The 23965-nt window shown below is 45.6% G+C and carries 22 protein-coding genes; 16 read left to right on the forward strand and 6 right to left on the reverse strand.

Annotated elements, in window-relative coordinates:
• Positions 1-103 precede the first annotated feature (103 nt).
• Positions 104-2146 carry a transketolase gene (gene tkt / locus H70737_RS05985; protein ID WP_042185576.1) on the forward strand — a complete coding sequence of 681 codons (2043 nt, stop codon included), beginning with the start codon at positions 104-106 and terminating at the stop codon, positions 2144-2146.
• Between the two features lie 33 nt (positions 2147-2179).
• Entirely contained in the window at positions 2180-2497 is a 318-nt protein-coding gene (gene ppnP, locus H70737_RS05990; RefSeq protein WP_042185578.1) for a pyrimidine/purine nucleoside phosphorylase, read from the forward strand.
• Between the two features lie 190 nt (positions 2498-2687).
• Here ppnP and H70737_RS05995 read toward each other — a convergent pair whose 3' ends face one another.
• A complete protein-coding gene (locus H70737_RS05995) occupies positions 2688-3587 on the reverse strand; it encodes an NAD(P)-dependent oxidoreductase (protein ID WP_042185580.1) in 900 nt (299 codons plus the stop codon).
• A 234-nt stretch (positions 3588-3821) separates the two neighbouring features.
• On the opposite strand from H70737_RS05995, the gene H70737_RS06000 reads away from it, so the two are divergent.
• The 3 genes from H70737_RS06000 to H70737_RS06010 all read left to right on the forward strand — a co-directional run bounded on the left by H70737_RS06000 (position 3822) and on the right by H70737_RS06010 (position 6527).
• Positions 3822-5177: a glucose-6-phosphate isomerase gene (locus tag H70737_RS06000; RefSeq protein ID WP_042185583.1), complete on the forward strand. Its 1356-nt coding sequence runs from the start codon at positions 3822-3824 to the stop codon at positions 5175-5177.
• Between the two features lie 131 nt (positions 5178-5308).
• Complete coding sequence (locus H70737_RS06005; RefSeq protein WP_042185585.1) at positions 5309-5941, forward strand: YigZ family protein; 633 nt, start codon at positions 5309-5311, stop codon at positions 5939-5941.
• 4 nt (positions 5942-5945) lie between these two features.
• Complete coding sequence (locus H70737_RS06010; protein ID WP_042185587.1) at positions 5946-6527, forward strand: TetR/AcrR family transcriptional regulator; 582 nt, start codon at positions 5946-5948, stop codon at positions 6525-6527.
• Positions 6528-6668: 141 nt separating this feature from the next.
• On the opposite strand, the gene H70737_RS06015 is transcribed toward H70737_RS06010, so the two are convergent.
• Positions 6669-7070, reverse strand: a complete 402-nt coding sequence (locus H70737_RS06015; protein ID WP_042185590.1) for a secondary thiamine-phosphate synthase enzyme YjbQ — start codon at positions 7068-7070, stop codon at positions 6669-6671.
• 206 nt (positions 7071-7276) lie between these two features.
• Here H70737_RS06015 and cysT point away from each other — a divergent pair, with 206 nt between their 5' ends.
• The 5 genes from cysT to H70737_RS06040 all read left to right on the forward strand — a co-directional run bounded on the left by cysT (position 7277) and on the right by H70737_RS06040 (position 12342).
• The gene (cysT, locus tag H70737_RS06020; RefSeq protein WP_042185592.1) at positions 7277-8092 is read left to right on the forward strand and encodes a sulfate ABC transporter permease subunit CysT; all 816 of its coding nucleotides are present in this window, start codon (positions 7277-7279) and stop codon (positions 8090-8092) included.
• Positions 8089-8886: a sulfate ABC transporter permease subunit gene (locus H70737_RS06025; protein WP_042185594.1), complete on the forward strand. Its 798-nt coding sequence runs from the start codon at positions 8089-8091 to the stop codon at positions 8884-8886. Before cysT ends, H70737_RS06025 begins: the two co-directional genes overlap by 4 nt.
• A 1-nt stretch (position 8887) precedes the next feature.
• Positions 8888-9952 (forward strand): sulfate/molybdate ABC transporter ATP-binding protein, encoded by a 1065-nt coding sequence (locus H70737_RS06030; protein ID WP_042124940.1) that lies wholly within the window; start codon positions 8888-8890, stop codon positions 9950-9952.
• Between the two features lie 320 nt (positions 9953-10272).
• Positions 10273-11340 (forward strand): sulfate ABC transporter substrate-binding protein, encoded by a 1068-nt coding sequence (locus H70737_RS06035; protein WP_042185596.1) that lies wholly within the window; start codon positions 10273-10275, stop codon positions 11338-11340.
• Positions 11341-11550: 210 nt separating this feature from the next.
• Positions 11551-12342 carry an MBL fold metallo-hydrolase gene (locus H70737_RS06040; protein ID WP_042185598.1) on the forward strand — a complete coding sequence of 264 codons (792 nt, stop codon included), beginning with the start codon at positions 11551-11553 and terminating at the stop codon, positions 12340-12342.
• Between the two features lie 29 nt (positions 12343-12371).
• On the opposite strand, the gene H70737_RS06045 is transcribed toward H70737_RS06040, so the two are convergent.
• Entirely contained in the window at positions 12372-13589 is a 1218-nt protein-coding gene (locus H70737_RS06045; protein ID WP_042185600.1) for a sugar efflux transporter, read from the reverse strand.
• 282 nt (positions 13590-13871) lie between these two features.
• On the opposite strand from H70737_RS06045, the gene H70737_RS06050 reads away from it, so the two are divergent.
• A complete protein-coding gene (locus tag H70737_RS06050) occupies positions 13872-15671 on the forward strand; it encodes an ABC transporter ATP-binding protein (RefSeq protein WP_042185602.1) in 1800 nt (599 codons plus the stop codon).
• 176 nt (positions 15672-15847) lie between these two features.
• Here H70737_RS06050 and H70737_RS06055 read toward each other — a convergent pair whose 3' ends face one another.
• Positions 15848-16651, reverse strand: coding sequence for a Cof-type HAD-IIB family hydrolase (locus H70737_RS06055; protein ID WP_042124947.1), 804 nt, complete (start codon positions 16649-16651; stop codon positions 15848-15850).
• A 12-nt stretch (positions 16652-16663) separates the two neighbouring features.
• Positions 16664-17611 (reverse strand): DMT family transporter, encoded by a 948-nt coding sequence (locus H70737_RS06060; protein ID WP_042185604.1) that lies wholly within the window; start codon positions 17609-17611, stop codon positions 16664-16666.
• Between the two features lie 229 nt (positions 17612-17840).
• Here H70737_RS06060 and H70737_RS06065 point away from each other — a divergent pair, with 229 nt between their 5' ends.
• Positions 17841-18554, forward strand: a complete 714-nt coding sequence (locus H70737_RS06065) for a metal-dependent hydrolase (RefSeq protein WP_042185605.1) — start codon at positions 17841-17843, stop codon at positions 18552-18554.
• 85 nt (positions 18555-18639) lie between these two features.
• Here the strand turns inward: H70737_RS06065 and H70737_RS06070 are convergent, their stop codons facing one another.
• Positions 18640-19641, reverse strand: coding sequence for a lipoate--protein ligase (locus H70737_RS06070; RefSeq protein ID WP_042185606.1), 1002 nt, complete (start codon positions 19639-19641; stop codon positions 18640-18642).
• A gap of 280 nt (positions 19642-19921) precedes the next feature.
• On the opposite strand from H70737_RS06070, the gene H70737_RS06075 reads away from it, so the two are divergent.
• The 4 genes from H70737_RS06075 (at position 19922) to H70737_RS06090 (ending at position 23951) form a co-directional block, all read left to right on the forward strand.
• Entirely contained in the window at positions 19922-20506 is a 585-nt protein-coding gene (locus tag H70737_RS06075) for a TetR/AcrR family transcriptional regulator (protein WP_042185607.1), read from the forward strand.
• Between the two features lie 7 nt (positions 20507-20513).
• Entirely contained in the window at positions 20514-21260 is a 747-nt protein-coding gene (map, locus tag H70737_RS06080) for a type I methionyl aminopeptidase (RefSeq protein WP_042185608.1), read from the forward strand.
• Between the two features lie 257 nt (positions 21261-21517).
• Positions 21518-22606, forward strand: a complete 1089-nt coding sequence (locus H70737_RS06085; RefSeq protein ID WP_042185610.1) for a pyridoxal phosphate-dependent aminotransferase — start codon at positions 21518-21520, stop codon at positions 22604-22606.
• A 565-nt stretch (positions 22607-23171) separates the two neighbouring features.
• Positions 23172-23951 (forward strand): adenosylcobinamide amidohydrolase, encoded by a 780-nt coding sequence (locus H70737_RS06090; protein WP_231573392.1) that lies wholly within the window; start codon positions 23172-23174, stop codon positions 23949-23951.
• Positions 23952-23965 lie beyond the last annotated feature (14 nt).

Consider the following 23965-nt stretch of genomic DNA (forward strand, 5'->3'; position numbering starts at 1 on the left):
GTTCAAATAAAGAGTTTTTAAAAACAATTGGAATTGCTTCCACACTAATGATACAATAAGAGTCAAAATGACATTCTTGAGATTTCAGAGGAGGAACTATTAAATGAGTGAACAAGAACAAGCGATTCAAAAGGAAGAAAACTCAACTGTAGATAACCTGTCCATTACAACGATTCGTACTTTGGCGATTGACGCCATTGAAAAAGCAAACTCCGGCCACCCAGGTATGCCAATGGGTTCTGCACCAATGGGCTACCAATTGTTTGCAAAAACAATGAAACACAACCCTGATCATCCAACATGGGTAAACCGTGACCGTTTTGTATTGTCCGCAGGACATGGTTCTATGCTTCTGTACAGCTTGTTGCACCTTAGTGGTTATGATCTGCCTATGGAAGAATTGAAAAATTTCCGTCAATGGGGCAGCTTGACTCCGGGTCACCCAGAAGTAGGTCACACCGCTGGTGTCGATGCAACAACAGGTCCACTTGGACAAGGTATTGGTATGGCTGTTGGTATGGCTATGGCTGAAGCTCAATTGGGAGCTACCTACAACAAAGATGAACATAAAGTGGTTGACCACTATACTTACGCTATTTGTGGTGATGGTGACCTGATGGAAGGGATCTCTTCCGAGTCCGCTTCACTCGCTGGTCATTTGAAACTGGGCAAATTGGTTGTATTGTATGATTCAAATGATATTTCCCTTGATGGTAAATTGAACCTTTCCTTCTCCGAGAACGTGGCTCAACGTTTTGATGCTTATGGTTGGCAAGTACTTCGCGTTGAAGACGGAAATGATCTTCCGGCTATTGCCAAAGCGATTGCTGAAGCTCAAGCTGAGACTAGCAAACCGACTTTGATCGAAGTGAAAACTGTAATTGGTTATGGTAGCCCTAACAAACAAGGTAAAGGCGGCCATGGAGGTACTCACGGTTCCCCACTTGGAGCAGAAGAAGCTAAGCTGACCAAAGATTTCTACAAATGGGTATACGAAGAAGATTTCTATGTACCTGACGAAGTGCGTGCTCATTTTGCAGAAGTGAAGAAAAACGGAATCGCAGCTAATAAAGCTTGGGATGACAAATTCGCAGCTTACAAAAAAGCATATCCAGAGCTTGCTGCACAGTTCGAAACAGTAATCAACGGCGATCTTCCAGAAGGCTGGGATGCTAACCTTCCAACTTACACTACTGAAGATAAAGCAGTATCGACTCGTGTTGCTTCCGGTAGTGCGCTTAACGGTCTGACTGCTGGTGTTCCTCAGCTTGTGGGCGGTTCTGCTGACTTGGAAAGCTCCACTATGACGCATTTGAATGGTTTGACATCGTTCACACCAGAATCTTATGATGGCCGCAACATCTACTTCGGCGTACGTGAGTTTGGTATGGCTGCTGCAATGAACGGTATTGCACTGCACACAGGTCTTAAAGTATTCGGAGGAACATTCTTCGTGTTCACAGACTACCTGCGTCCAGCCATCCGTTTGGCTTCGATCATGAAATTGCCAGTAACCTATGTACTGACACATGACAGTATTGCAGTTGGTGAAGATGGTCCTACGCATGAACCAATCGAACAATTGGCTTCCCTGCGTATCATCCCAGGTCTGACTGTTATTCGTCCGGCTGATGCTAACGAAACTTCTGCAGCATGGGCTTATGCTATGGAAAACAAAGAGAATCCAGTTGCTTTGGTTCTGACTCGTCAAAACTTGCCAATTCTTGCTGGAACAGTTGATGGCGTTCGTGAAAACATCAAACGTGGTGGTTATGTTGTTTCTGATTCCAAGAATGGCACTCCACAAGCACAACTGATCGCTACTGGTTCTGAGGTACAATTGGCTGTTAAAGCACAAGCTGCTTTGGCTGAAGAAGGTATCGATGTTCGTGTAATCAGCTTGCCAAGCTGGGATCTGTTCGAAAAACAAGATAAAGAATACCGTGATTCCGTAATTCTTCCAGGAGTTAAGGCTCGTCTTGCAATCGAAATGGCACAAACCTTTGGCTGGGAACGTTACACTGGTGACCAAGGCGATATCCTCGGTATCACTACTTTCGGAGCTTCCGCACCTGGAGACAGAGTAATGAAAGAATACGGCTTTACTGTTGAAAATGTAGTTAGCCGTGTGAAAGCACTTCTGTAATTAACTGAATAATCATTAGGGGGAGAACAAGTAATGAGTCAGTTTAACAACGCAACGATTGAAAAAGCAGCCAATGTATATTATGGCGGACAAGTAACAAGCCGTACGGTAATTTTGCAGGATGGAACTAAGGTCACACTTGGTATCATGTTGCCTGGTGTATATGAATTTGGTACGGATGGTCCTGAAATTATGGAGATTCTGTCCGGCGATCTTAAAGTGCTGCTTCCCGGCACTGAGGTATGGCAGGAGATTAAGGGAGCAGCAACGTTCAATGTCCCTGGCAACTCAAAATTTGCGTTGGAAGTATTTGAAGTAACTGATTATTGCTGTTCTTACCCGGTTCTATAAAGAGATAACTAGAAAGCTCTGCTGAAAAGCAGGGCTTTTTCTTTTTTTTCTTGCACTACAAAGAATAATTTAGTATTATTAATGCAAACAAACGTTCGTGTATTTTAACTACATAAGTAATTAATTAGTTAAAAAAGACCGCCTCTCACATTGGAAGTCATGTGAGAAACGGTCATGAGTAAGTGAAATGTTATTCGGATACAGTAGAACCCATTTTTTGTCCGATCCACTCTTCATAGCATTTCACTACAGCGGAGAGGTCTTCGTCGCCATAGCCTTGGGTAAACCCAGCTTGAAACATGCTTTTAGCTAGTCCCAGCATTGGAGAAGGGACGCCTGTGAAATCGCTGTGGGCGGAGGCTAACTTCAAATCCTTTAACATTAATGCAAGGGAGAACTGATTGCTGAAATCATTTTCTATGATTTTACGGCCTTTAAGCTCTGCTTGTTTGCTACCCGCAGAACCAAGCTGCACTAGTTCAAGGAACTTGTCAGCTGGAACACCTGATTTTACAGCGATAGCGAATCCTTCAGCCAGGGCAATGTTGTGAATGCCGACCATAGCATTATGAGCCAGCTTGGCTACAGCACCACTGCCGTTCTCACCCATATGTATCAGCTTTTTGCCCAAAGTATCGAAGATATCGCGATGCTGTTCTATAACTTCAGCACTGCCGCCAACCATGAACACCAAGGTTCCTTCAATAGCTGCCGGCTTGCTTCCGGTCACTGGCGCGTCAAGGAAATGTCCACCTCGAGCTTCTACAGCAGTGGCAATTTCGTGAACTAGTCCTGGAGAAATTGTGCTGGAATCAATAATTAAGCCGCCTGGCTTAAGTGCATCAAGAATACCATCCTGACCATAAAACACTTCACGAACCGAATCATCATTACTGATCATGGTAATAATAACATCCTTACCTTCAGCGGCGGCACGTGGCGTAAGGGCAGTCTGGGCACCTTCTGCTTCAAGAGGTTTACATTTAGCTGCTGTACGGTTGTACACCGTCACCTGAAAGCCGCCACGAAGCAAGTTGGAAGCCATTGGCGCTCCCATTGTTCCAAGTCCGATAAAACCGATTTGTTTCATTTGTATAGCCACCTTCCGTTTTCTTCATTCTATCACGGCACTTAGGCTAGCACCACAGCTCAGCCATGCCTAATGATGCGGGAAACGCTTCCATGAAACTTTCGAAAACTTGGTTCTAAAGCCCGGGATGTGCCCTAAGACCTTGCCAGTCAAGGCAAATTAAAGTATCCTAATTATAAAGTTGTAACAAGCGGTTTCAAATTTAAAGAGATAAACAGGAGGTTTCCATTACCGATGTCTAAGAAGATTAATTTTGACTACACCAAAGCCCTTACTTTCTTCAATCAACAAGAAATTGACAACCTTGCCGCTCCAGTTAAGTTAGCGCACGAACAGTTGCATAATAAGACTGGTGTAGGTTCCGACTATCTTGGATGGATTGATCTTCCATCAGCTTATGATAAGGAAGAATTCGCACGCATTCAGCAAGCCGCAAAGAAGATCCAGAGCGATTCCGAAGTACTGATTGTAATTGGTATTGGTGGTTCTTATCTGGGAGCACGCGCAGCGATTGAAGCGCTCTCGCATTCTTTTTACAATAACCTTTCTAAAGATAAGCGCAAAACTCCAGAAGTTTATTTCGCTGGTAATAACATCAGTTCTACATACATCACGCATTTGCTTGATCTAGTAGAAGGCAAAGACTTCTCTGTGAACGTAATCTCCAAATCAGGAACTACGACTGAGCCAGCCATTGCTTTCCGCATTTTCCGCGCAGCTCTGGAGAAGAAATATGGTAAGGAAGAAGCTCGCAAACGTATTTACGCTACTACAGATAAGGAAAAAGGTGCCCTTAAGAAATTGGCTACTGAAGAAGGTTATGAATCCTTCATCATTCCAGACGATGTAGGCGGACGTTACTCCGTATTGACACCTGTAGGCTTGCTTCCAATCGCTGTAGCAGGTATTAACATTGAAGAGATGATGCAAGGTGCTGCTGCCGCTGCGGATGAGTTCAATAATCCAGATGTAGCTACTAACCAAGCTTATCAATATGCTGCAGTTCGTAATGCTCTGTATCGCAAAGGTAAGACAACTGAAATCCTCGTTAACTATGAGCCTTCCTTACACTTTGTATCGGAGTGGTGGAAACAATTGTTTGGCGAGAGCGAAGGTAAGGATTTCAAAGGAATTTATCCTTCTTCCGTTGATTTCTCTACGGATCTACACTCCATGGGTCAATTTATACAAGAAGGTAACCGTAATATCTTTGAAACGGTAATCCAAGTAGATCAAGTGGCTCATCATGTTACCATTGAGAATGATCCAGATGATCTGGATGGCTTGAACTTCTTAACAGGAAAGACTATGGATTTCGTAAATAAGAAGGCTTTCCAAGGTACAATGCTTGCGCATACAGATGGTCAAGTACCTAACCTTATCGTTACTATTCCTGATCAAACACCATACACATTTGGTTATTTGGTTTACTTCTTTGAAAAAGCTTGCGGCATCAGCGGTTACCTGCTCGGTGTTAACCCATTCGACCAACCAGGCGTTGAAGCATACAAGAAGAATATGTTTGCGCTGCTTGGCAAACCGGGTTACGAAAAAGAAAAGGCAGAGCTGGAAGCAAGACTTACAGAATAGTATTGCAGCAGTAATTTAGAGACCATTCATACTAGTGTAAGTCACCAGGAGCAGTCCATAGGTAATCCAATACCGGGGCTGCTCCTGACATTATATGAAGACATCATATGTATATAAGGACTGGAATAATTATGTTAGAACATTATCGAACGGTGCGCTCTTCCGGTTCTAAGGAAGTCGTAATCCGCAAATCTCGCTTCATTGGTCATGTTATGCCAGTTGAGAATGAAGAAGAAGCATTGTTGTTTATCGAAGACATCAAGAAGAAACATCGGGACGCAACGCATAACTGTTCTGCTTATGTGATTGGGGAGAGAGACGAAATCCAGAGGCAATCGGACGACGGGGAGCCGAGTGGAACAGCCGGCAAACCGATTTTGGAAGTAATTCGCAACCAGGGAGTTAAAAATGTCGCAATTGTTGTTACCCGTTATTTCGGAGGCATTATGCTGGGTGCCGGAGGGCTGATTAGAGCTTATACGGATGGGGCAGTGCTTGCGCTTGAAGCAGGAGAAGTAATCACCCGTGTGCTAAGACGAGAGGTATTCGTAGAAATTGATTACACTTGGCTAGGCAAGGTTGAGAACGAACTTCGGGGAAGAGGTATTCAGACCGGCGAGACTTTGTTCACCGATAAAGTAACGTTGTTATGTTTACCGCGAAATGATGAGGGAGACGCATTTATGGCATGGATAACAGATCTAACCCAAGGGCAAGCCTTGGTAACAGAAGGGCGGCGGATTTACTACAGCGAAGGGGATTAGGTATATGGCAAGGAGAGCAGTGGAGCAGGAGTTGTCGAGGGGAAGAATATTAGAGGCCGCTAGGCATCTGTTTATTACCAAAGGGTATCGAGCGATTTCAATGCGAAGCATCGGTCAGCATTTGGGATACAGCCACGGCTCTCTCTATTATCATTTCAAAGAGAAGGCGGAATTGTTCTACGCCATTGTTGTCGAAGATTTTAATCATGTGGCTACTTTGCTTGGTCAAGTAATGAATAAGCCACCTGAAGAGGGTATGACTCGAGTAGAGCAGCTAATTATGGAGTTTATAAGGTTTGGAATAGATCATCCTTATCAGTATGAAATTATGTTCATGATTCGTGATGAAGAGCTGCTGGCTTATTGTAGGGCAGAGCAGGGACGATGTTTTGATTTATTCTCAAGTATTGTACGCCGTCATATGAAGGAAGAGGGATATGTGTCCGAGGATTGGCAGAACGTGCCGCTAACCTTGTTCTTATCCGCTCACGGATTTATATCTTATTATATCCAAGATAAAGTATCATTTGAGGATGTAAAAGAGGCAGCATCAGCTCATATCAAGGTTTTATGTCGCAGCCTTTAACATGCTGTTTTTTTTATAAGTTCACACTTTAAAGCTGTGCATTGGTATAACGCTACTTCTCTGCTTGGTCAAAGTAATAATTAATTCTAGTTATATTTTAATGGCCGCTCCGTAGCAATAACGGAAGCGGCCATTCATCGTTTATCCCTCAATAATTTTCAAGAAACATTGTCTACGTCTAGGTCCATCAAACTCACAAAAATAAATACCCTGCCAACGTCCAAGTAATAGTTCGCCATCATGGATGATTATGCTCTGGGAAGGTCCGGATGTAATAGACTTAAGGTGGGAGGCAGTATTGCCTTCAGCATGTCGATACTTCGGATGCTCCCAAGGGTAGACTTCATCCAAACGCATCAGAACATCATGCCTCACATCAGGATCTGCATTCTCATTGATTGCAATTCCTGCGGTGGTATGTGGACAATAAACTACGATCACCCCGCTACGCACCCCGCTTTTTTTCACAAAAGAAATGACTTCACGAGTAATATCCCGTAATTCATCCCGTTTCGTTGTAGTAATCTCCAGTGTATGCAGCATAATCATTCCCCTTCCTGTGATGTGCCACTTTTTCCTAACCTTTGTTATATATATTTTACCCCAAATTCACTTGAAAGTAATTGACGACAACGAGAAGGATTTGGTAAAGTAGTAATAATATAAAACCAAGTATATAAATAGGAATAATTAATGGGGATGTTGGTTAGTATACCGACCGGTTATCCGGAGGTGGGAGGGCAAAATCATTGAATTCGCTGCTTAGACACAAAGGTTGGACTTGGGGTTTCCGAACTACAATTTTGCTCTATTTTGTAGTATTGATCGTGCTGCCTATACTTGGGGTCTATTACAACTCTTTTTCACTGGGTTTCGGTAATTTTGTGGAAAGCATAAGCGACCCGATTGCCTGGAAGTCGGTGCTGTTAACCTTAAAGCTGGCGATCATCGCTACTTTAATTAATGTCTTTTTAGGAACAATGATTGCCTGGGTTCTTATTCGTTATCAATTCATTGGTAAAGCATTGCTTAATAGTCTTGTGGATTTACCATTTGCACTGCCGACGGCAGTTGGTGGTTTGATGATTTTACTCTTGCTCGGACCTGGTAGTCTTATCGGCAAGGCTGCAGAAGCGCTTGGTTTTGAAATTGTTTTTCATCAACCGGCAATCGTAATTGCTATGGTCTTCGTAACCTTTCCCTTCGTGATTCGAGCGGTTCAGCCCTTGCTGGAGGAACTTGATCCTTCCGAAGAGGAAGCGGCATATACAATGGGTGCCAAGGGAACTAGAGTCTTCTGGCATGTTATTCTCCCCTCTATGGCTCCTGGGATGATCAGCGGTGGAATGCTTGCTTTCTCGCGGGCACTTGCTGAATTCGGCGCTGTAGTCCTCGTAGCAGGCAATATTCCAGGTCGTACACTCGTATCTTCTGTTTTTATTTTTGGTGAAGTTGAAAGTGATAATCCGGTTTCCGCAGCAGCGGTTTCTGTCATTCTCTTGACCTTATCTTTTCTCATTCTTTGGCTCATTAATATGCTGCAGATGCGGGGGAGACGCTCATGAGAAAATTTTGGATCGGACTCACCTACTTGGTGTTTTTTCTGCTAATCGCTGCACCGCTAGGGAAAATGGCTATAGGTGCTTTTAGTGAAGGATTTGGTGGTTTCTGGGATGCTCTGACTAGGCCTGAAGCGCTGCATGCGCTTATGATGACTGGGCTTGTTGTGATCGTAGTTACGTTATTAAATACGTTGTTCGGAATTATGATGGCGCTGTATCTTGTTCGAGCGAACTGGATAAATAGACGTCTAAAGGGCTTGCTTAACAGTATTGTTGATTTGCCTTATGCTGTGTCCCCTGTCATTGGCGGGCTGATGATTGTCCTGCTGCTGGGTCCGGATAGCGCCTTGGGTGCGATGTTTGAAGGGATTGGGCTGAAGATCGTCTATGCGATTCCTGGAATGATCATTGCCACCTTGTTCGTAACCTTTCCTTTAATGGTGCGTGAGGTAATGCCGGTGCTTCAGGAGATTGGTTCACAGCAGGAGGAAGCTGCTTCTACACTGGGCGCTCGTGGCTGGACAATTTTTTGGAAGGTGACTTGGCCTTCGATTCGTTGGGCGGTTGTGTATGGGGTCATCCTTACGGTGGCTCGTTCACTAGGTGAGTTCGGGGCGGTGCTCGTGGTCTCGGGTAACATTATGAACAAAACCCAGACGGCGACGACGCTAGTCTATCAGGATGTTGAGAATTTTAATGTAACGGCTGCTGGAGGAATAGCGCTAGTTCTGGCTGCATTTTCCGCAGGTCTACTGTTGTTGATGGAATGGACCAAGAGAAGAAAGGAAGTGCAGTAATATGCATGTGGAAGTGCGGGGATTAAATAAGCATTTTGGAGATTTTCATGCGGTCAAGGACGTCAATTTCACCATTACAAAAGGTCATCTGATCGGACTGCTCGGCCCGAGTGGTGGCGGTAAAACTTCGATTCTTCGTATGCTCGCAGGGCTGGAGACACCGGATAATGGCGAGATCATTTTTCATGGTCAGACAGTTAACAATCTTCCTCCTCAAGAGCGCGGGATCGGCTTTGTGTTTCAGAACTATGCATTATTTAAGCATATGACTGTTTTTGATAATATTGCTTTTGGATTAAAAGTAAAAAAAGCCAGCAAAACCGCCATTCGTGATCGTGTTATGGAACTGGTAGAGCTTACGGGGTTAAAAGGCTTCGAGAAGCGTTATCCGCATCAGCTATCTGGTGGACAACGCCAGCGTGTGGCCTTTGCTCGTGCACTCGCGCCTGAACCACAGCTATTACTCTTAGATGAGCCGTTCGCAGCTATTGATGCGAAGATCCGTCAGGAGCTGCGCGCTTGGCTACGTGAGCTGATTGAGCGTGTTGGCATCACTTCCATCTTCGTAACACATGACCAAGACGAAGCAATAGAAGTGGCAGATGAGATCATGATCATCAACCAAGGACAGTTGGAACAAAAGGGTACGCCTTGGGACATTTACAAGGAGCCTAAAACACCATTTGTGGCAACTTTTATCGGGGAGTCGACACTGATTGAAGATGCTTCTGAGGTGAAAGGCTTTAAAGGCGCTGGAGACGGTAAGCCTACCAAAGCACTAATTCGTCCTGAGTATATTGAAGTTGGTAACCTGCATGAGTTCAAGATGGCTTCAGCTACGGAAAAAGGTGTCGTAAAGCATCTGCATTTCCGTGGAAGTGAATGGCTCGTAGAGGTTGAAGTTAATGGTCATAAACTGGTCACTTACCGTTCTTTGGAGAAAGAAACATTGCAGCCGGGACAGGATATCTCAGTTCTTGTGCACCGCGCTTACCTGTTTAATGATGAGCGAAGCTGGATCCAGGAGAACAACCTGAAAGAAGATCCGATGCCGATATTTATTTAATATAAAATAAATAATATGATTTTCAATTTTTTTGAAGAGTAGCGAATGTGATGAGCTAGGATTAGAGGAACTGATGTGAAGGTATGAAGTAATGGAGTGGAAGTTTGGAACTGTAGGAGCGGTAGCAACCGCCTTTATGCTCTAATTTCAACCGTAATACGGTTCCAATCAAGAAATTAGAGCATAACAGCGGCCGAAAGTCCAAACATTCCGCGTAATTACGGCAAATACCGAACGTTGGTTACTTGAATTTTTAGTTCAGCCATAGAGCTACTTTCAAGGAAATATTAAAATCATTACCTCGAAGGATGTGGGCCGCAATGAATTTCAAAAGGAGCAGACAACTGCACGGATGTTTTGCTGCCCTAATGCTGGCCATACTCACGCTGGCGGCAGTCGGTTGCGGGAATGAGAAGGCGATTACGACGATGGCAGATCCTTCGAAGCAAGGGGATGTTACGCTAGTCGTTGGCGCATACAGTGTGGCTAAGGATGCGATGGAAGACATTTTGCCGTTATTTGCAGCGCAGTGGAAAGAGGATACTGGACAGGAGATTAGTTTTCAGCAGTCCTATGAAGCTTCCGGAACACAGGCACGTGCAATCGTAGGCGGGTTCGAAGCAGATGTTACACTGCTAGCCATGGAAGGTGATGTCGAGAAGCTGGTTAAGGCTGGACTCGTAGCGCCAACGTGGAAAGAGCAGGGTGAACAAGGCATGGTGACACGTTCGGTAGTCGCACTTGGTACCCGTGAGGGAAACCCCAAAGGAATTCACGATTTTGCGGACTTAGCCAAGCCAGGGATTAAAGTGTTATACCCAAATCCCAAAACATCCGGTGGTGCGCAGTGGGATATTAACGCGATCTATGGGGCTGGTCTGAAGCTGTCAGAGGAGCAAGAGGGCGTTAAGGATCCAGCAGCAGCGAAAGCTTTTTTAGAAAGTGTACATGCCAATGTGGAGTCTTTGGATAAGAGCGGACGCGCATCTATGGCTGCCTTCGAGTATGGAGTGGGTGATGTCATTGTCACCTATGAGAATGAACTGCTGGCCCGGATTGCTCAGGGTGTTAAATATGAAGTCATTATTCCTAAAAATACAATGCTGATTGAGAACCCGGCGGCTGTCGTAGAGAAGTATGCGGATAAGCATGGGACACGCGCGGCAGCAGAAGCATTAGTTGATTTCTTGATGACCCCACAGGCACAAGAGATCTTTGCAAAATATGGCTTTCGTCCCGTAGATAAACAGGTCTATGCGGAGAACAAAAGCCGCTACCCCGATCCAGCGGGTCTCTTCGATATTAATTATTTAGGGGGCTGGGCTGAGGTGCGAAGCACGCTTTATTCCAAGCGGGGAATTTGGTATCAGATACTTGCCGGAATATAGGTAGAGGTGTAAAAATAGAGTCATCCTAGCAGGGCTACTGCTTAAGGGATGACTTTTTTGACGAAAGTATATAATTGGGCCCCCGCAAAAAGTACCTGGGTACGCATCGAAGCAAAGCTTCACTTTGTGGGGATATTTTGGTGAGCATCTTTAAGATAGACATATGGTAATTTAAGACTTCCTTGATGGGAACTGAAGGAGAGATAGAATATGGATACGTTGGTGTTTTTGGGTACTGGGGATGCCATGGGTGTTCCACGGATATATTGCAGCTGCGAGACCTGCACAGAAGCAAGGGAGCATGGGAGCAATACAAGGCTGCGTTCCTCTGTACTTATAGATAATAGCAGTGACTTTCTAGTGATTGATTGTGGGCCAGATTGGCGACGTCAGATGGAGGCGCAGGGAGTTCGGAATATGCGAAGACTGCTGGTGACGCATGCTCATTTTGATCATATTGGTGGGCTACCGGAATGGGCAGATGCTTGTCGATGGACGGGCATTAAGGGTGAACTTTATACTCCAGCAGAAGTTATTCCTATTATCGAACGGCAATACCCTTGGCTGCGAAATCACATCGAGATGATTCCCTGTGATGAAGGGATAGAACTGGACGGCTGGAAGATAGATACCTGGAAAGTAAACCATGGTAAGAATGGATATTCGTACGCCTTTCGGCTAGAGAAGGAGGGTTATACATGGGTGTATTGTCCTGATTCCATATCTCTTGGGGCTGAGGAGACACGCCTGATGCATGGGGCGGACTTGCTGGTCCTTGGTACAAGCTTCTATTACGAAGCGGCGGAGCTATCCACCCGCTCTGTGTACGACATGACGGAGGCAGCGGAGCTACTGCAAATCGTGAAGCCTAAAAAGGCAGTGTATACCCATATGTCGCATGATGTGGATATGAGAGAAGCATATATTTTACCGGAGAACGTTACTCTAGCCCAGACAGGTATGAGAATTCCAATATACAAAAACCCATTCTCTTCACTTTAGAAGAGAATGGGCAAGTAGAAATAAACGGATTAAACAGTTAATTGTTCTGGTTCATTTAAAGGGTGACGTCCGCTTACCGCAAGCATGACTAAGGAAACAATGATGAGTATAAAACAGAGCACAAATGAATACCGGTAACCTACAATACTGGCTAAGCCCCCGCCAACAAGACTCCCAATCAGTCTACCGATCGTGGATGAATTAGAATAAAGCGTGGAAGCATACCCAGGCATGTTTGGGAGCAGATCTTGGATGTAACTAATGCCAATCGCTGATATCACAGCAACGAAAACGGCTAGTAGAACTTGGGCTGCAAGCATCTGCCACATCTCGCCTGAGAAAATGACAACGAGATAATATGCTCCTCCTAAAATGGCCCCACACATCATCAAGGCTCGGTTACTGTACTTCGCACTGAGTAGACCGAGCATAATCATAAACGGAATTTCCAGCGCAGCACATATACTGCTGACTAGACCGACATCGCTTGTCGATCCCCCTAGATTATTTGTAATAAAGAGGGCCGTATTGATGCTGCTCGTCCAGTGAGCTACATACATGAGTATCAGAATCAGAAAAGGAAGCAGAATATTGCGGTTCTGACTGAGCCGGAAAGTTTTCACTTTTACTTCAGCCTTGTTGCTGCTCAGCTCTGTAACTGTATTTGATTTGAGAAAGAAGAAAACGAGTAAGGCAACAAGCAGGAATACTCCGATCGTACCCGTGAAAATCCCCTTAAACCCAACAGCAGCGATTAGCAGGGTGCCGATTAAAGGACCTGTAATAAAGCCGAGAGAGAAAGCAGAACGCAAGGTAGAATTAGCAAACGCAGTATCCGTAAAATTGCTCTTATTCACTGCTTCTCTAGCAATGGCGAACAATTGAGGCATCCCTGGTGCACCGAGGGCGGTGAACACAATCATGTAGATGAACAAGATCGTGAAATCCTGAATGAGCAAGTACCCGCTATATGCCAGCGCATTACAGAGTGTGGCAACAAGGTAAATGTTTTTTCGATTTAAACCAAGGTCAGAGCGTCTCCCGATTAGTGTACTGATCCATATTCCGGCAATTAACGTGGTGGCTAGAAAAACACCAAACAATCCGACAGATACGCCAAGCTGTTCCGTGAAATAAATGGATAAGAAGGGTGAACTGAGTGAAATCCCCATTCCCTGAAGTAGCATACATAAAAAGAGTAAGGCATAAGAGGGAATTGAAAATAGTGCAGTAAGTCTTTTGATCATGTTGTGAAGTTACTCCTCTATTTTTTGTTAAGATAGTCAAACTGGTTCTAGTATACATGAAAAAGACAGCAACAATATATATGCGATTTGGCTAAGGGGCATCACTCGGGCAATCTCGGACAGTTGATGTTCCTTTTGTGATATCTATTGCATTCGGTATTCAGAATCATGTTTATCCTTTATAATCAGAAAGTATTGCCGTCTTATATTTACATATATAGAATATTTATCAACGACAGGAAGGGAGTAATAAGTAGCTAATAGGGGAGAGGGCTGATTTTTTTGAAGCAGAAAGGTGTTTTCTCAAGATTAAGTACATACATGTTAAGGCACAAGCTCTTATATACGGTTTTATTGTTTACGACTTTATTTGGGATTGTTCTGGATTTAACGATTGCTTGGCTGCTCTCAGTAATTACGGATGCGGCGGTTAGACTTGATGTGAAAGCTTTTAAAGGGCTGGTTATATTCGGATTAATCTACTTATTAGTGAGTGCAATCAACGGTTTTTTCGATCGCTATCTCAAAAATAAAATCTCAGCCAAGATCAGAAATGAACTGCGGCTAGATATGATGCGACATGCTTTAGCTCTTCCTCAGTCTTATTTTGACCGTAATCACTCCGGAGATTTGTTGTCCCGCTTCACTAATGATAATCAATCTGTGGGTAATGCTACCGGCGAGGTAATGATTGATTTAATCCGTAACCCTTTGCTTGCTCTCGCGGCTTTTGGTTATTTGCTCTATATTAACTGGCTACTGGCATTGATCTGTTTTGCAATGGGGCCTTTGATGTTCCTTACGGGAAAAATCTTCGGTTCAGCGATGCGTGAGAACAGTGTGAAGATTCAGACTAATATGAGCAAGATTACTTCCTTTTTACATGACATTCTAGGCAGTAGTATGGTATTTAAATCCTTTAGCATTGAACGCAGACTAATGAAGCAATATCAGGAACATAGTGAGAATATCACTTCCGAAGAATTAAAACGGGGAAGAATTGAGGGAGCTACTGGCTCATTCTCCTCTTTTTTGGGAAACTTTACGTTTCTTCTGGCGCTGGTCGTGGCTGGTTATTTTGTGGCAAAAGGATCACTTGAGGTCGGTGCGATGATTGCTTTCATCCAGCTCATGAATTATTTAGTGATGCCGTTCTCGGCATTGCCAGGACTGATCAATTCGATGCAGCAATCACTTGGGGCGGCGGGACGGATCTTTGAAGTGTTGGATAGCCCTGTAGAAGTGGAGGCTTTACCCGAAGCAGCTACGAAACAGCCTGAATTTGAGCGTATGGTCATGTCCTCGGTATCCTTCTCTTATCCGGGAGCGGAGAGACGTAGTTTGAACAAAGTCAGCTTAGAGCTTCACAAAGGGGCTCAAATGGCAATTGTGGGACCGAGCGGTGGAGGGAAATCTACACTATTTAAGGTACTCCTTGGGTTATATGAACCTGATGAGGGTGAAGTGTTTATAAATAATGAGAAGACAAGCGAGATGAGTTTAGCTAAACTTAGGAGTCACTTCTCTTATGTGCCGCAAGAGTCTGGGCTTTATACAGGAAGTATCCGTGATAACATCCGAAATGGAAATCCAGATGCAGATGAGCATGAAATTCTGGAAGCTTTGCGACAAGCGAACGCTTATGATTTTGTAATGGACTTACCGGAGGGCCTCGATACAGATATCGGTGAGGAAGGCTCGCGTCTGTCCGGTGGACAACGCCAGCGACTATCGATTGCGAGAGCGATTCTTAGGAACTCTCCAATTTTGCTGCTGGATGAAGCTACTGCTGCGCTTGATAATGAATCGGAGAAGCTGGTGCAGCAAGCGATTCGTAAATTAATGGGAGACAAAACCACGCTCGTTATCGCTCACCGTCTATCAACGATTCAGAACGCTGATGTCATTCTAGTGATGGAGAACAGTGAAATTGTGGAGAGTGGTACCCACGAGGAGCTACTTGCAGCAGAAGGAAGATATCATGATTTGTACTATTCTCAGCTGGAAGAGGAAGAGGCTGGGGAGGGTGAGCAAGAGGCATTAGAGTTTGCATCTACAGGAGTACCGAGCTTGCTGAAATAAGAAAAGGGTGCTGTAACGTCATAAAATATGGCGTAGCAACACCCTTTTGAACTTTAAAACATTCTAAAAAGGGAAAAGTGACGGAGGGGAAGTCCAAACATTCCCCGCAGTCACGCACTTACCTTAATAGAAAAATCTTAAGTTTAACGTATATAAAACTATTAAGTTCGACCGATTTAATTCACTTTATTGAGAATGAATTTATCAATCGCGTATTTTACGCCATCTTCATTGTTGCTCAGGGTTACGAAATCAGCAATTTCTTTCAGCGCAGGAATAGCGTTCGCCATAGCAACGCCAAGACCGGCAGCTTCAAGCATCTCATGGTCGTTCCAAGAGTCACCCATAGCCATAGTCTCGGAGAGATCACAACCAAAATGATTGGCTAGGAATTCAAGCGCAATTCCCTTGGTTCCTTCATGATGCATGATTTCTAGAAATTGTGGTTTGGATTTGGTAATATGCACGGAATCGCCGAGCAATTCACGTAGAATTGGAGCCAGCTCATCCAAGAATGCAGGATCATCGATAATCAGCATTTTTGGTGTTTTTTGTGGGACAAGCTTCTCCCAATCTGGTTCAATATAATAAGGCGTTTTGTTCAGGTCTGTATAATCTTTGATCTTCTGGTTGTCTTCACGGGCATACAGCTTGTCGTCAATGTAAGTTTGCAAGTGCAGATTATGCTCCACGCAGTAAGTGAACAGCTTGTGTACCGCATCTTGTGGCACGTAACGCTCATATAGTACCTTTTCATCGAGCAAGTTCTTAACGAGTGCGCCTTGGTAAGTGATGATTGGCACGTTAAGTCCAGTTTGACGGGCAATGGCTTGCGCAGAAGCATAAGCTCGGCCTGTAGCAAGGGTTACAACAACGCCAGCGGCTACAGCCTCTTCAAGCGCAGTCTGTGTAGCGGGTGTTACTTCCTTGTCATCGTTAATTAGAGTGTCATCAATATCAATCGCGATCAATTTGTACATTTGTCTCTCTCCTTATCTCTTTCTAAATAAATGTAATTTGGAAAAATAATTCTTCTTATGTTGATTCTGACCCGGTTCCGGACTCAGCTCTGCCATAAGCATAGCTCCCAGAATACAACCACAACCGAGCAGAGCGGACATACCAAGCGTTTCTCCGCCAAAGGCTAAGCCTGTCAGAACAGCGAATACAGGTTCTGTGGCATAAATAATGGCTACCCGTGAAGGCGTAGTGTATTTCTGGCAGGCGGTTTGAATCCAGAAAGCAAAAGCGCTGGTAGGACCAATAGAGATTAAAAGTGCCCAGAGAACGTCCGGGTCCTTTATAAGCTCTGCGCTGTGTGCCAGTGGTGCAGCTCCTTCAAAGATAAGCGAAGCGACAATGCTCAACAGTCCAACGAAGGCGAGCTGCAAGGTTGCCAGCGGCAACGCCGGATAATGAGGTGCATAAACGCCAGTATATGCGACTTGTAGCGCAAAAGCTATGGCGCAGAGCAAGATCAAAGCATCGCCTTTATTCAGGGACAAAGCAGAGCCGGTGAAGGTCAGCAGATAAAGACCTACTGCGGCAAGCGCCGCGCTGAACCAAGTGTAACGTGAAATGGCATGCTTTAGTAGCGCCAGAGAGAGAAACGGAACCAATACGACCGATAGACCGGTAATAAACCCGGTATTGGAGGTGGTTGTATATAGAAGTCCCATGGTCTGGAAGCCATAGCCCATAAACAAAAAAAGGCCTAGCAGCAGAGAATCACGTACCATGCGGAAACTTAGCTGTTTCCACTCCTTGCGGTAAAAAATAAAAGTGATTAGAGCCAGCAACAGGGCAGCACCTGTAAAGCGGATGCTGTTAAACGCGAGTGGAGGGAGCACTTTGACAGCATTTTGAACAATCAGAAAGGTGCATCCCCACATCATCGCCACAAGTAGCAGGCTGAAATCGGCCATACGGGAACGCTTCACTTCTTAGGTCATCCTCTCTTCGGCAAATGCCGTCCTTGTAAGAACGACAAGGTCAAGTTGTCCAAATTGTATCGTATATTCATGGGGAGGACAAGATAAGAATCGCTCAAAGGCTTATATTTAAAGGGATTTAAGGGATTAGGCTAGACAAAAAAACAGGGTCTTGATATACTTCGATAACCGCACATTTGTTCTTGTTTTTCGCATCTTAGAAAGGAGCGGTTTCACCATGATGGGCAGATCCCATTTAATAATCAGCACTGGGGTTACCCTATCTGTAATGAGTTTGATGTCACACGATATTACGATTCCAGTTATTGCAGTCGCAGCGTTAAGCTCTTTGCTTCCTGATATCGATGAACCGAATTCGCTGCTCGTGCGCAAGGCGATTCCAGAATTTCTATTAAGAGTGCTGCAAATTGCTTTGATAGGCGCGGCGATTTATCTCTATTTTGCCGGAATCGTGGAACGTCCTTGGAATATTGTGCTGGCATTGCTAGTCGGAAGTGTATCTTTCCTGCCTAGTCGAAAGCTGCGCCATTTGGTCATGATCTTGATTGCCATAGCACTCTTTGCCTTCGGGGAAGCCTATGATCCATGGAACTACATTGCAGCGTGCGTGCTTGTAGTCTCATCGGTTGTTCCTCATCGTGGACTGACACATACCCTGTATGGAGTTGCGGGCTGGAGCGCCTTATTGTATTTTGCCTCAGCGGGTATAAATGACGGTGGCAGTCTATGGATAGCTGGGGGCATGTCGTATGCGCTTCACCTACTAGCTGACTCTCTTACCCAACGGGGAATTACACCCCTGCCGCCAATACCCTTTAAGCTGCGTCTAAAGCTAATGAGTACAGGCACGAAAAAAGGTGGAGCCGTAGAGAACATCTGCATCATGCTGACTCTAGCGTTCGTTGTCTATGTATTTATACTTTCTACTTGAACTAAAATGAATATGAAAAAGGGGCTTGTCTATTCTTTACGCAAATTTGCGCATAGGATAAGCAGGCCCCTTTATTTTTGTGTAACTATTCTTCTAGGAAAACCAGTCCGATAAAGTCCTCCGGCTCAATACGTCCGAAATAATGCTTCAAATCCAGATCAGCTAATGCTTCTCTAACCTCTGCCTCATTATAACGTTTGCCACGAAGTGCATTTTCAACATCTACTACGTCACCAACCCCAAAGAAGTCACCATAGATTTTGATGTCCTTAATGAGGGAATCCTCAATATCCATACGAATATCAATAATTCCAGCAGGAAATTTACGTGTGTGTTTGACGTTGCTTTTTGGTGACAGACCGTAGTTCCAGTCCCAGTTCTGGTAGTGCTCTTTGGAAATTTCGTGGATTTTGTCCCAGTCTGCTTCCTGAAGCTTATACTGAGGGACCTCGGATGGCTCCATGCCAAAGATCGAACGTAGGAGACCGGAGCGGAACTCTTCAATGGTCATGTCTGTACCTAGCAGCTCTTTGATGTTGGCTACGCGACTACGTACGGATTTGGTGCTCTTCGATTTGAACTTCTCTGGATTTACTTTTAGAGAGGCTTGTACATTGTCCAAATTGAGGTCAAACATCAGTGTGCCATGGCTGAACATGCGTCCACGTGTGGAGAATTGAGCGTTGCCGGAAATTTTTTGTTCGCCGACTTGAAGATCATTCCGTCCACTAAGCTCAGCGTTTACACCCATGCTTTGTAAGTAGTCGATCACCGGCTGGGTGAATTTCAGGAAGTTATGGAAGGATTGGCCGTCGTCCTTAGTAATGAAGCTGAAGTTAAGATTTCCGAGATCGTGATAGACCGCTCCACCGCCGGACAAACGCCGCACAACCTTAATATCATTCTCTTTAACATATTCCTGATTGATTTCTTCAATCGTATTTTGATGTTTACCGATGATGATAGATGGGCTGTTAATATAAAAAAGCAGGTAACTCTCGTCCATCGGCAAGTGTTTCAGCGCATATTCCTCAATCGCCAAATTGATGGAAGCGTCAGTAATCCCTGTGTTATCAATAAAAATCATAGTGAATTCCTCCGTTGCAGCAAAATTGATTACAGTTCTCATTTTAAACCAAAAGCAGTTTTTTAACAAAAGAGATCGCTTCGTGTTTCGGTGGAATAAAGTATTAGACTGGAATCGTTGAATTAATGCGATTTTTAAGTTGAAGAATTTCCAGCGCCCAGTCTTATTGTTAAGTACTTCATTTTATCGAAAATCAACAAATATTTTGCATTTCTTCAGCCCATGGGTTACTATTTTTATATTGACAAATTTGCAGGTCTAAATAAGGAGGTTACACGTTATGTGCCCCCGTACCAAAGAACAAAATGAGCTCATACGCATACAGCGCAAAGAACAGATCCTGGACGTCGCCGCGCGCTCCTACTTTCGCACGGGCGGCAGCTTTGATATTCGCGACGTCGCCCGCGAGGCAGGTCTTGGTTACGGCACAGTATACCATTATTATCCCAACCGGCATTTATTAATAGAAGATGTGTTAGAAGGCGGCTTTGAGCGATGTGAGCAAGTTATCGCAAAATGGGCGGACATCAGCGGCAGCCCACCGGATGACAGGCAGTTGTTGATGTATTGTAAAGCGCTGCTCCAGCTGTGGCAGTCGGACGCCCGCGCATATCTCGTCTACAAAATGGCGGCGGAACATTATGTAGGCTTGTCTGAAAGGGATCGACACCACGCCAAGAGACGGTTTATGGAACGCCTGTACGTTCCACTCCAATCGATCGCCCAGTGCGAAGACGACAGCGTCGACCATATGCTTGCCGTGCTGGTCGGTTGCTGTGGGCTGCACTACTATGCGGGCAATTCCGATCTGAACGTCGATCGAATCGCCCGACTCGCTATCCAAGCTATTACGAAGGGGTCCTGATACGAACATGGTCATTTTAAAAAGCAAGCATGAAATTGAGGCTATCCGCAAGGCATGCCAAGTGGTGGCTGAATGTCATCGTACAATCGCCCCGCTTATCAAACCGGGTATTACCACCAACGAGATTGAGCGCATATTCGAGGACATTATGTTGAAGCACGGCGCAAAGCCATACCAGAAAGGCTATAGGGGCTATCAATATGCGACCTGTGCCTCCGCCAACGATGTAATCGCGCATGGCTTCCCTAGCAATAAGCCACTTGAGGAAGGCGATATCGTGACGATTGACACGGTCGCTGAGCTCGATGGTTGGCTCGGCGATTCGGCCTGGAGTTATGCGGTCGGGCAGATCTCGCCGACAGCCGAGAAGTTGATGCGTGTCACGAAAGAATGTCTTGACCTGGGCATCGAGCAGGCTCAGCCCGGTAATCGACTCGGCGACGTGACGAGCGCGATTCAGCGGCATGCGGAATCACACGGTTTCGGCGTCGTGCGCGACCTTCTCGCCCATGGCATCGGCCGCGACCTGCACGAGGAGCCGACTTATATGCATATCGGCAAGCCTGGAAAAGGCCCCCGTATCAAAGAAGGTATGGTGTTCACGATTGAGCCCATGATCACCGAAGGTACCTACTTCTTGACAATCGATCCGGACGGCTGGACCGCACGGACAATGGACAACAAGCTCGCCGCCCAATATGAGCATACGATCGCCATCACGGCTGAAGGTCCACAAATTTTGACCGCGCAATAGAAAAAAAGAAGTCGACCAACGAAATGGTCGACTTCTTTTTTTCGGGTTCGGGGACAGCGTGTCCGTAGATCTGATGAGGCTGCCAGTCTAGAACTTTATTATCTTTTGACATCTCGTAGATTTTAATGTCGATTTGAGGCAAGGGGTTATTCAGGTGATTCCTTTAGTGAGCATTGACGTATTCCCGGCAAAGACGCAATAATGGTGGCAATGAGATACATATCGAACAAACGAAAGTGGATAGAGGGAGTGTAAATATGCTTGAAAAATACGGCCACGGTGGTGATTTGCTAACAGCTGCGGAACTTTATGAGGAGGCTGGTGGCACATTTCTTGATTTCAGTGCAAACATCAATCCTATCGGGCCTCCGCCAGCCGTCTTAGAGCTACTTAGAACAGCATTGTCTACGGTGGTTGCCTACCCTGACCCTGGACATCGGCGCTTCAAAAGTCTGCTTGCAAAGGATCTTGGTATACATAGTAGTTGGTTGACAGTAGGCAACGGAGCCGCAGAATCTATGGCATTGTTGCTGCTTGCGATTGCTCCGCAAAAGGTAGGTATCGTAGAACCTTGTTTTTCTGAGTACCGGCAGCTATCTGTGCAATTCGGCGCAGAAGTATTATCTGTTCAGGGAACAAGGGAACAGCACTTCCGAGCTGGAGTGAACGAGATTGCCGGGTTGCTGGAGAAGGTTGATCTGCTGTTCCTTGGACAGCCGAACAACCCTAATGGCGTTCAGTATACTGTGGATGAGCTGCGCTGGTTAGCGCAGAAAGCTGAAAGCTACGGGACGTATTTGGCTGTGGATGAAGCCTTTATTGATTTTATTCCAGAAGCAGAACGAAATACGCTTTTGCCGGATCTGGATCAGTTTCCGCATACGATTTTGGTGCGGTCGATGACGAAATTTTATGCGATTCCCGGACTGCGTCTCGGGTTTGCCATTTCGCATCCGGAGCTGGCAAAGGCGATGACCGGAAAGCAGGTTACCTGGAGCGTGAATGGTTTGGCGCTGCTGGCGGGCGAAGCCTGCCTTGAGTGTGGGCACGAGTATGGACATCGCACACGCGAACTGATCGCCACGGAACGGGAGCTGCTGCGTCAAGGCCTTATGCAGCTAGGCTGCGAAGTGCCGCCAGGCGAAGCCAACTTTCTGCTCTGTGGCCTGCCTTCGCCGTGGAGTGCGGCTGAGATGCAGACCCGTCTTGGGCGTGTCGGTATACTGGTGCGCAGCTGCGCTATGTACCCCGGTCTAGGAGACGAGCATATCCGAGTAGCCGTTAAGGGACATGAGGATAATGTCCGGCTGCTAAAACAGATGAAGGAAATTCTGGCGGATAAGTGACCTGTGTAGCTTAGAGGGCAGCGGGTTTGCTGTTAAAGTGTCTGGTGTAGAGCAAAAATTGCGATTTGATACCGGATGGCGGGCTTCAGCTTGCATGCTTAAGGTTGTGACAAAGTTTGGTGAGATAGCTTCTGATGGACATCCTCCAAAGTGCATTCGTTGTATTTCGTACAACAGAACTCGCTTTGCTGGCGTAGCAATTCGATTCTATAGCACTGTGTACAATAGAAATTTGGAAAATGATGCGAATTAGGTTTTTACGTGACATTCTATTGCAAGAAATACAGCAGAATGGCTTTTGCCAGTGAATAAAGCTGAATTTGTTGTATAAAGTGCAATAGATGGGTGAGGGATGGATTTCTAGGTGGATATTGGAGTATGTGTTGTAGTAGAAATCGAGTATCTGTGGAGCGGATATTGAGTATGTGTTCAGAGCTGAAATTAGGGGCATGTGTTGGTGTAGATTTTAGAGCAGATAGTCATTTGCTGTGAAATAGAGAATTAGGTAGTTTCTAAGTGAGACGGTTGGGGAAGTACAGGCGCGACCGCGAAGCGGGTTGGATGAATGGATAAAAGTAATGTGCTGTGGAAGGAGCAAGATCGATATATGGTGCAAGTAAAGATTCCATTTAACCTCGCAGGAGACGTAAAAGAGTACCATTCGGCCATCTGGCCAGGGCTTGCTTTACAGTGGAAGGGAAACCATCTGCTACTAGAGCTACCTGCTGAAGCAGATGGTTTATCGAGTGCGTTCTATGGTGGAGGAATGAATCGGCTAGAGAGAGCCGTCAATTTATATGTTGACCGCAATTATGAATGTAGTGATCCTGTTCAGGATATGGAGAATAAGCTCCGCGAGTGGGGTTATTCAATGTCTGGCTGTGCCGGTCTGATGACGGCAGTACCGCTAGAGCATGCAGCGGTAGCTGAGGAAGACACCGGCTCAGCGGGTATTTTTGTTTGCGTTACTGCCGCCGCAGGAAATGCTGCGCGCGCGGGTGTGGAACGCAATGTGCTGGCTGTTTATCGCCCGGGTACGATTAACATAATGCTAGGTATTGATGGCCGCCTGACACCGGCGGCCATGGTCAATGCTGTGCAGACAGCTGTCGAAGCCAAAGCTGCTGCACTGGCAGACCTCGGGATTACCGATCCCGAGAATGGCCTGATCGCTACCGGAACAACTACGGATGCGATAGTGCTCGCTGTGAGCCAAAGTGGGCGATACAAGGCAGAGCATGTTTACGCCGGAACCGCTACCGACCTTGGTGGCGCAATCGGACGCCTTGTATACAGCGCAGTGACGGGCAGCTTGCTGTCGGTGCAGGCAAGGAAGGACAGCTAATGAGAATGGATTGC

Source organism: Paenibacillus sp. FSL H7-0737 (assembly GCF_000758545.1).
In the GTDB taxonomy this organism is placed as follows: Bacteria; Bacillota; Bacilli; order Paenibacillales; family Paenibacillaceae; genus Paenibacillus_AQ.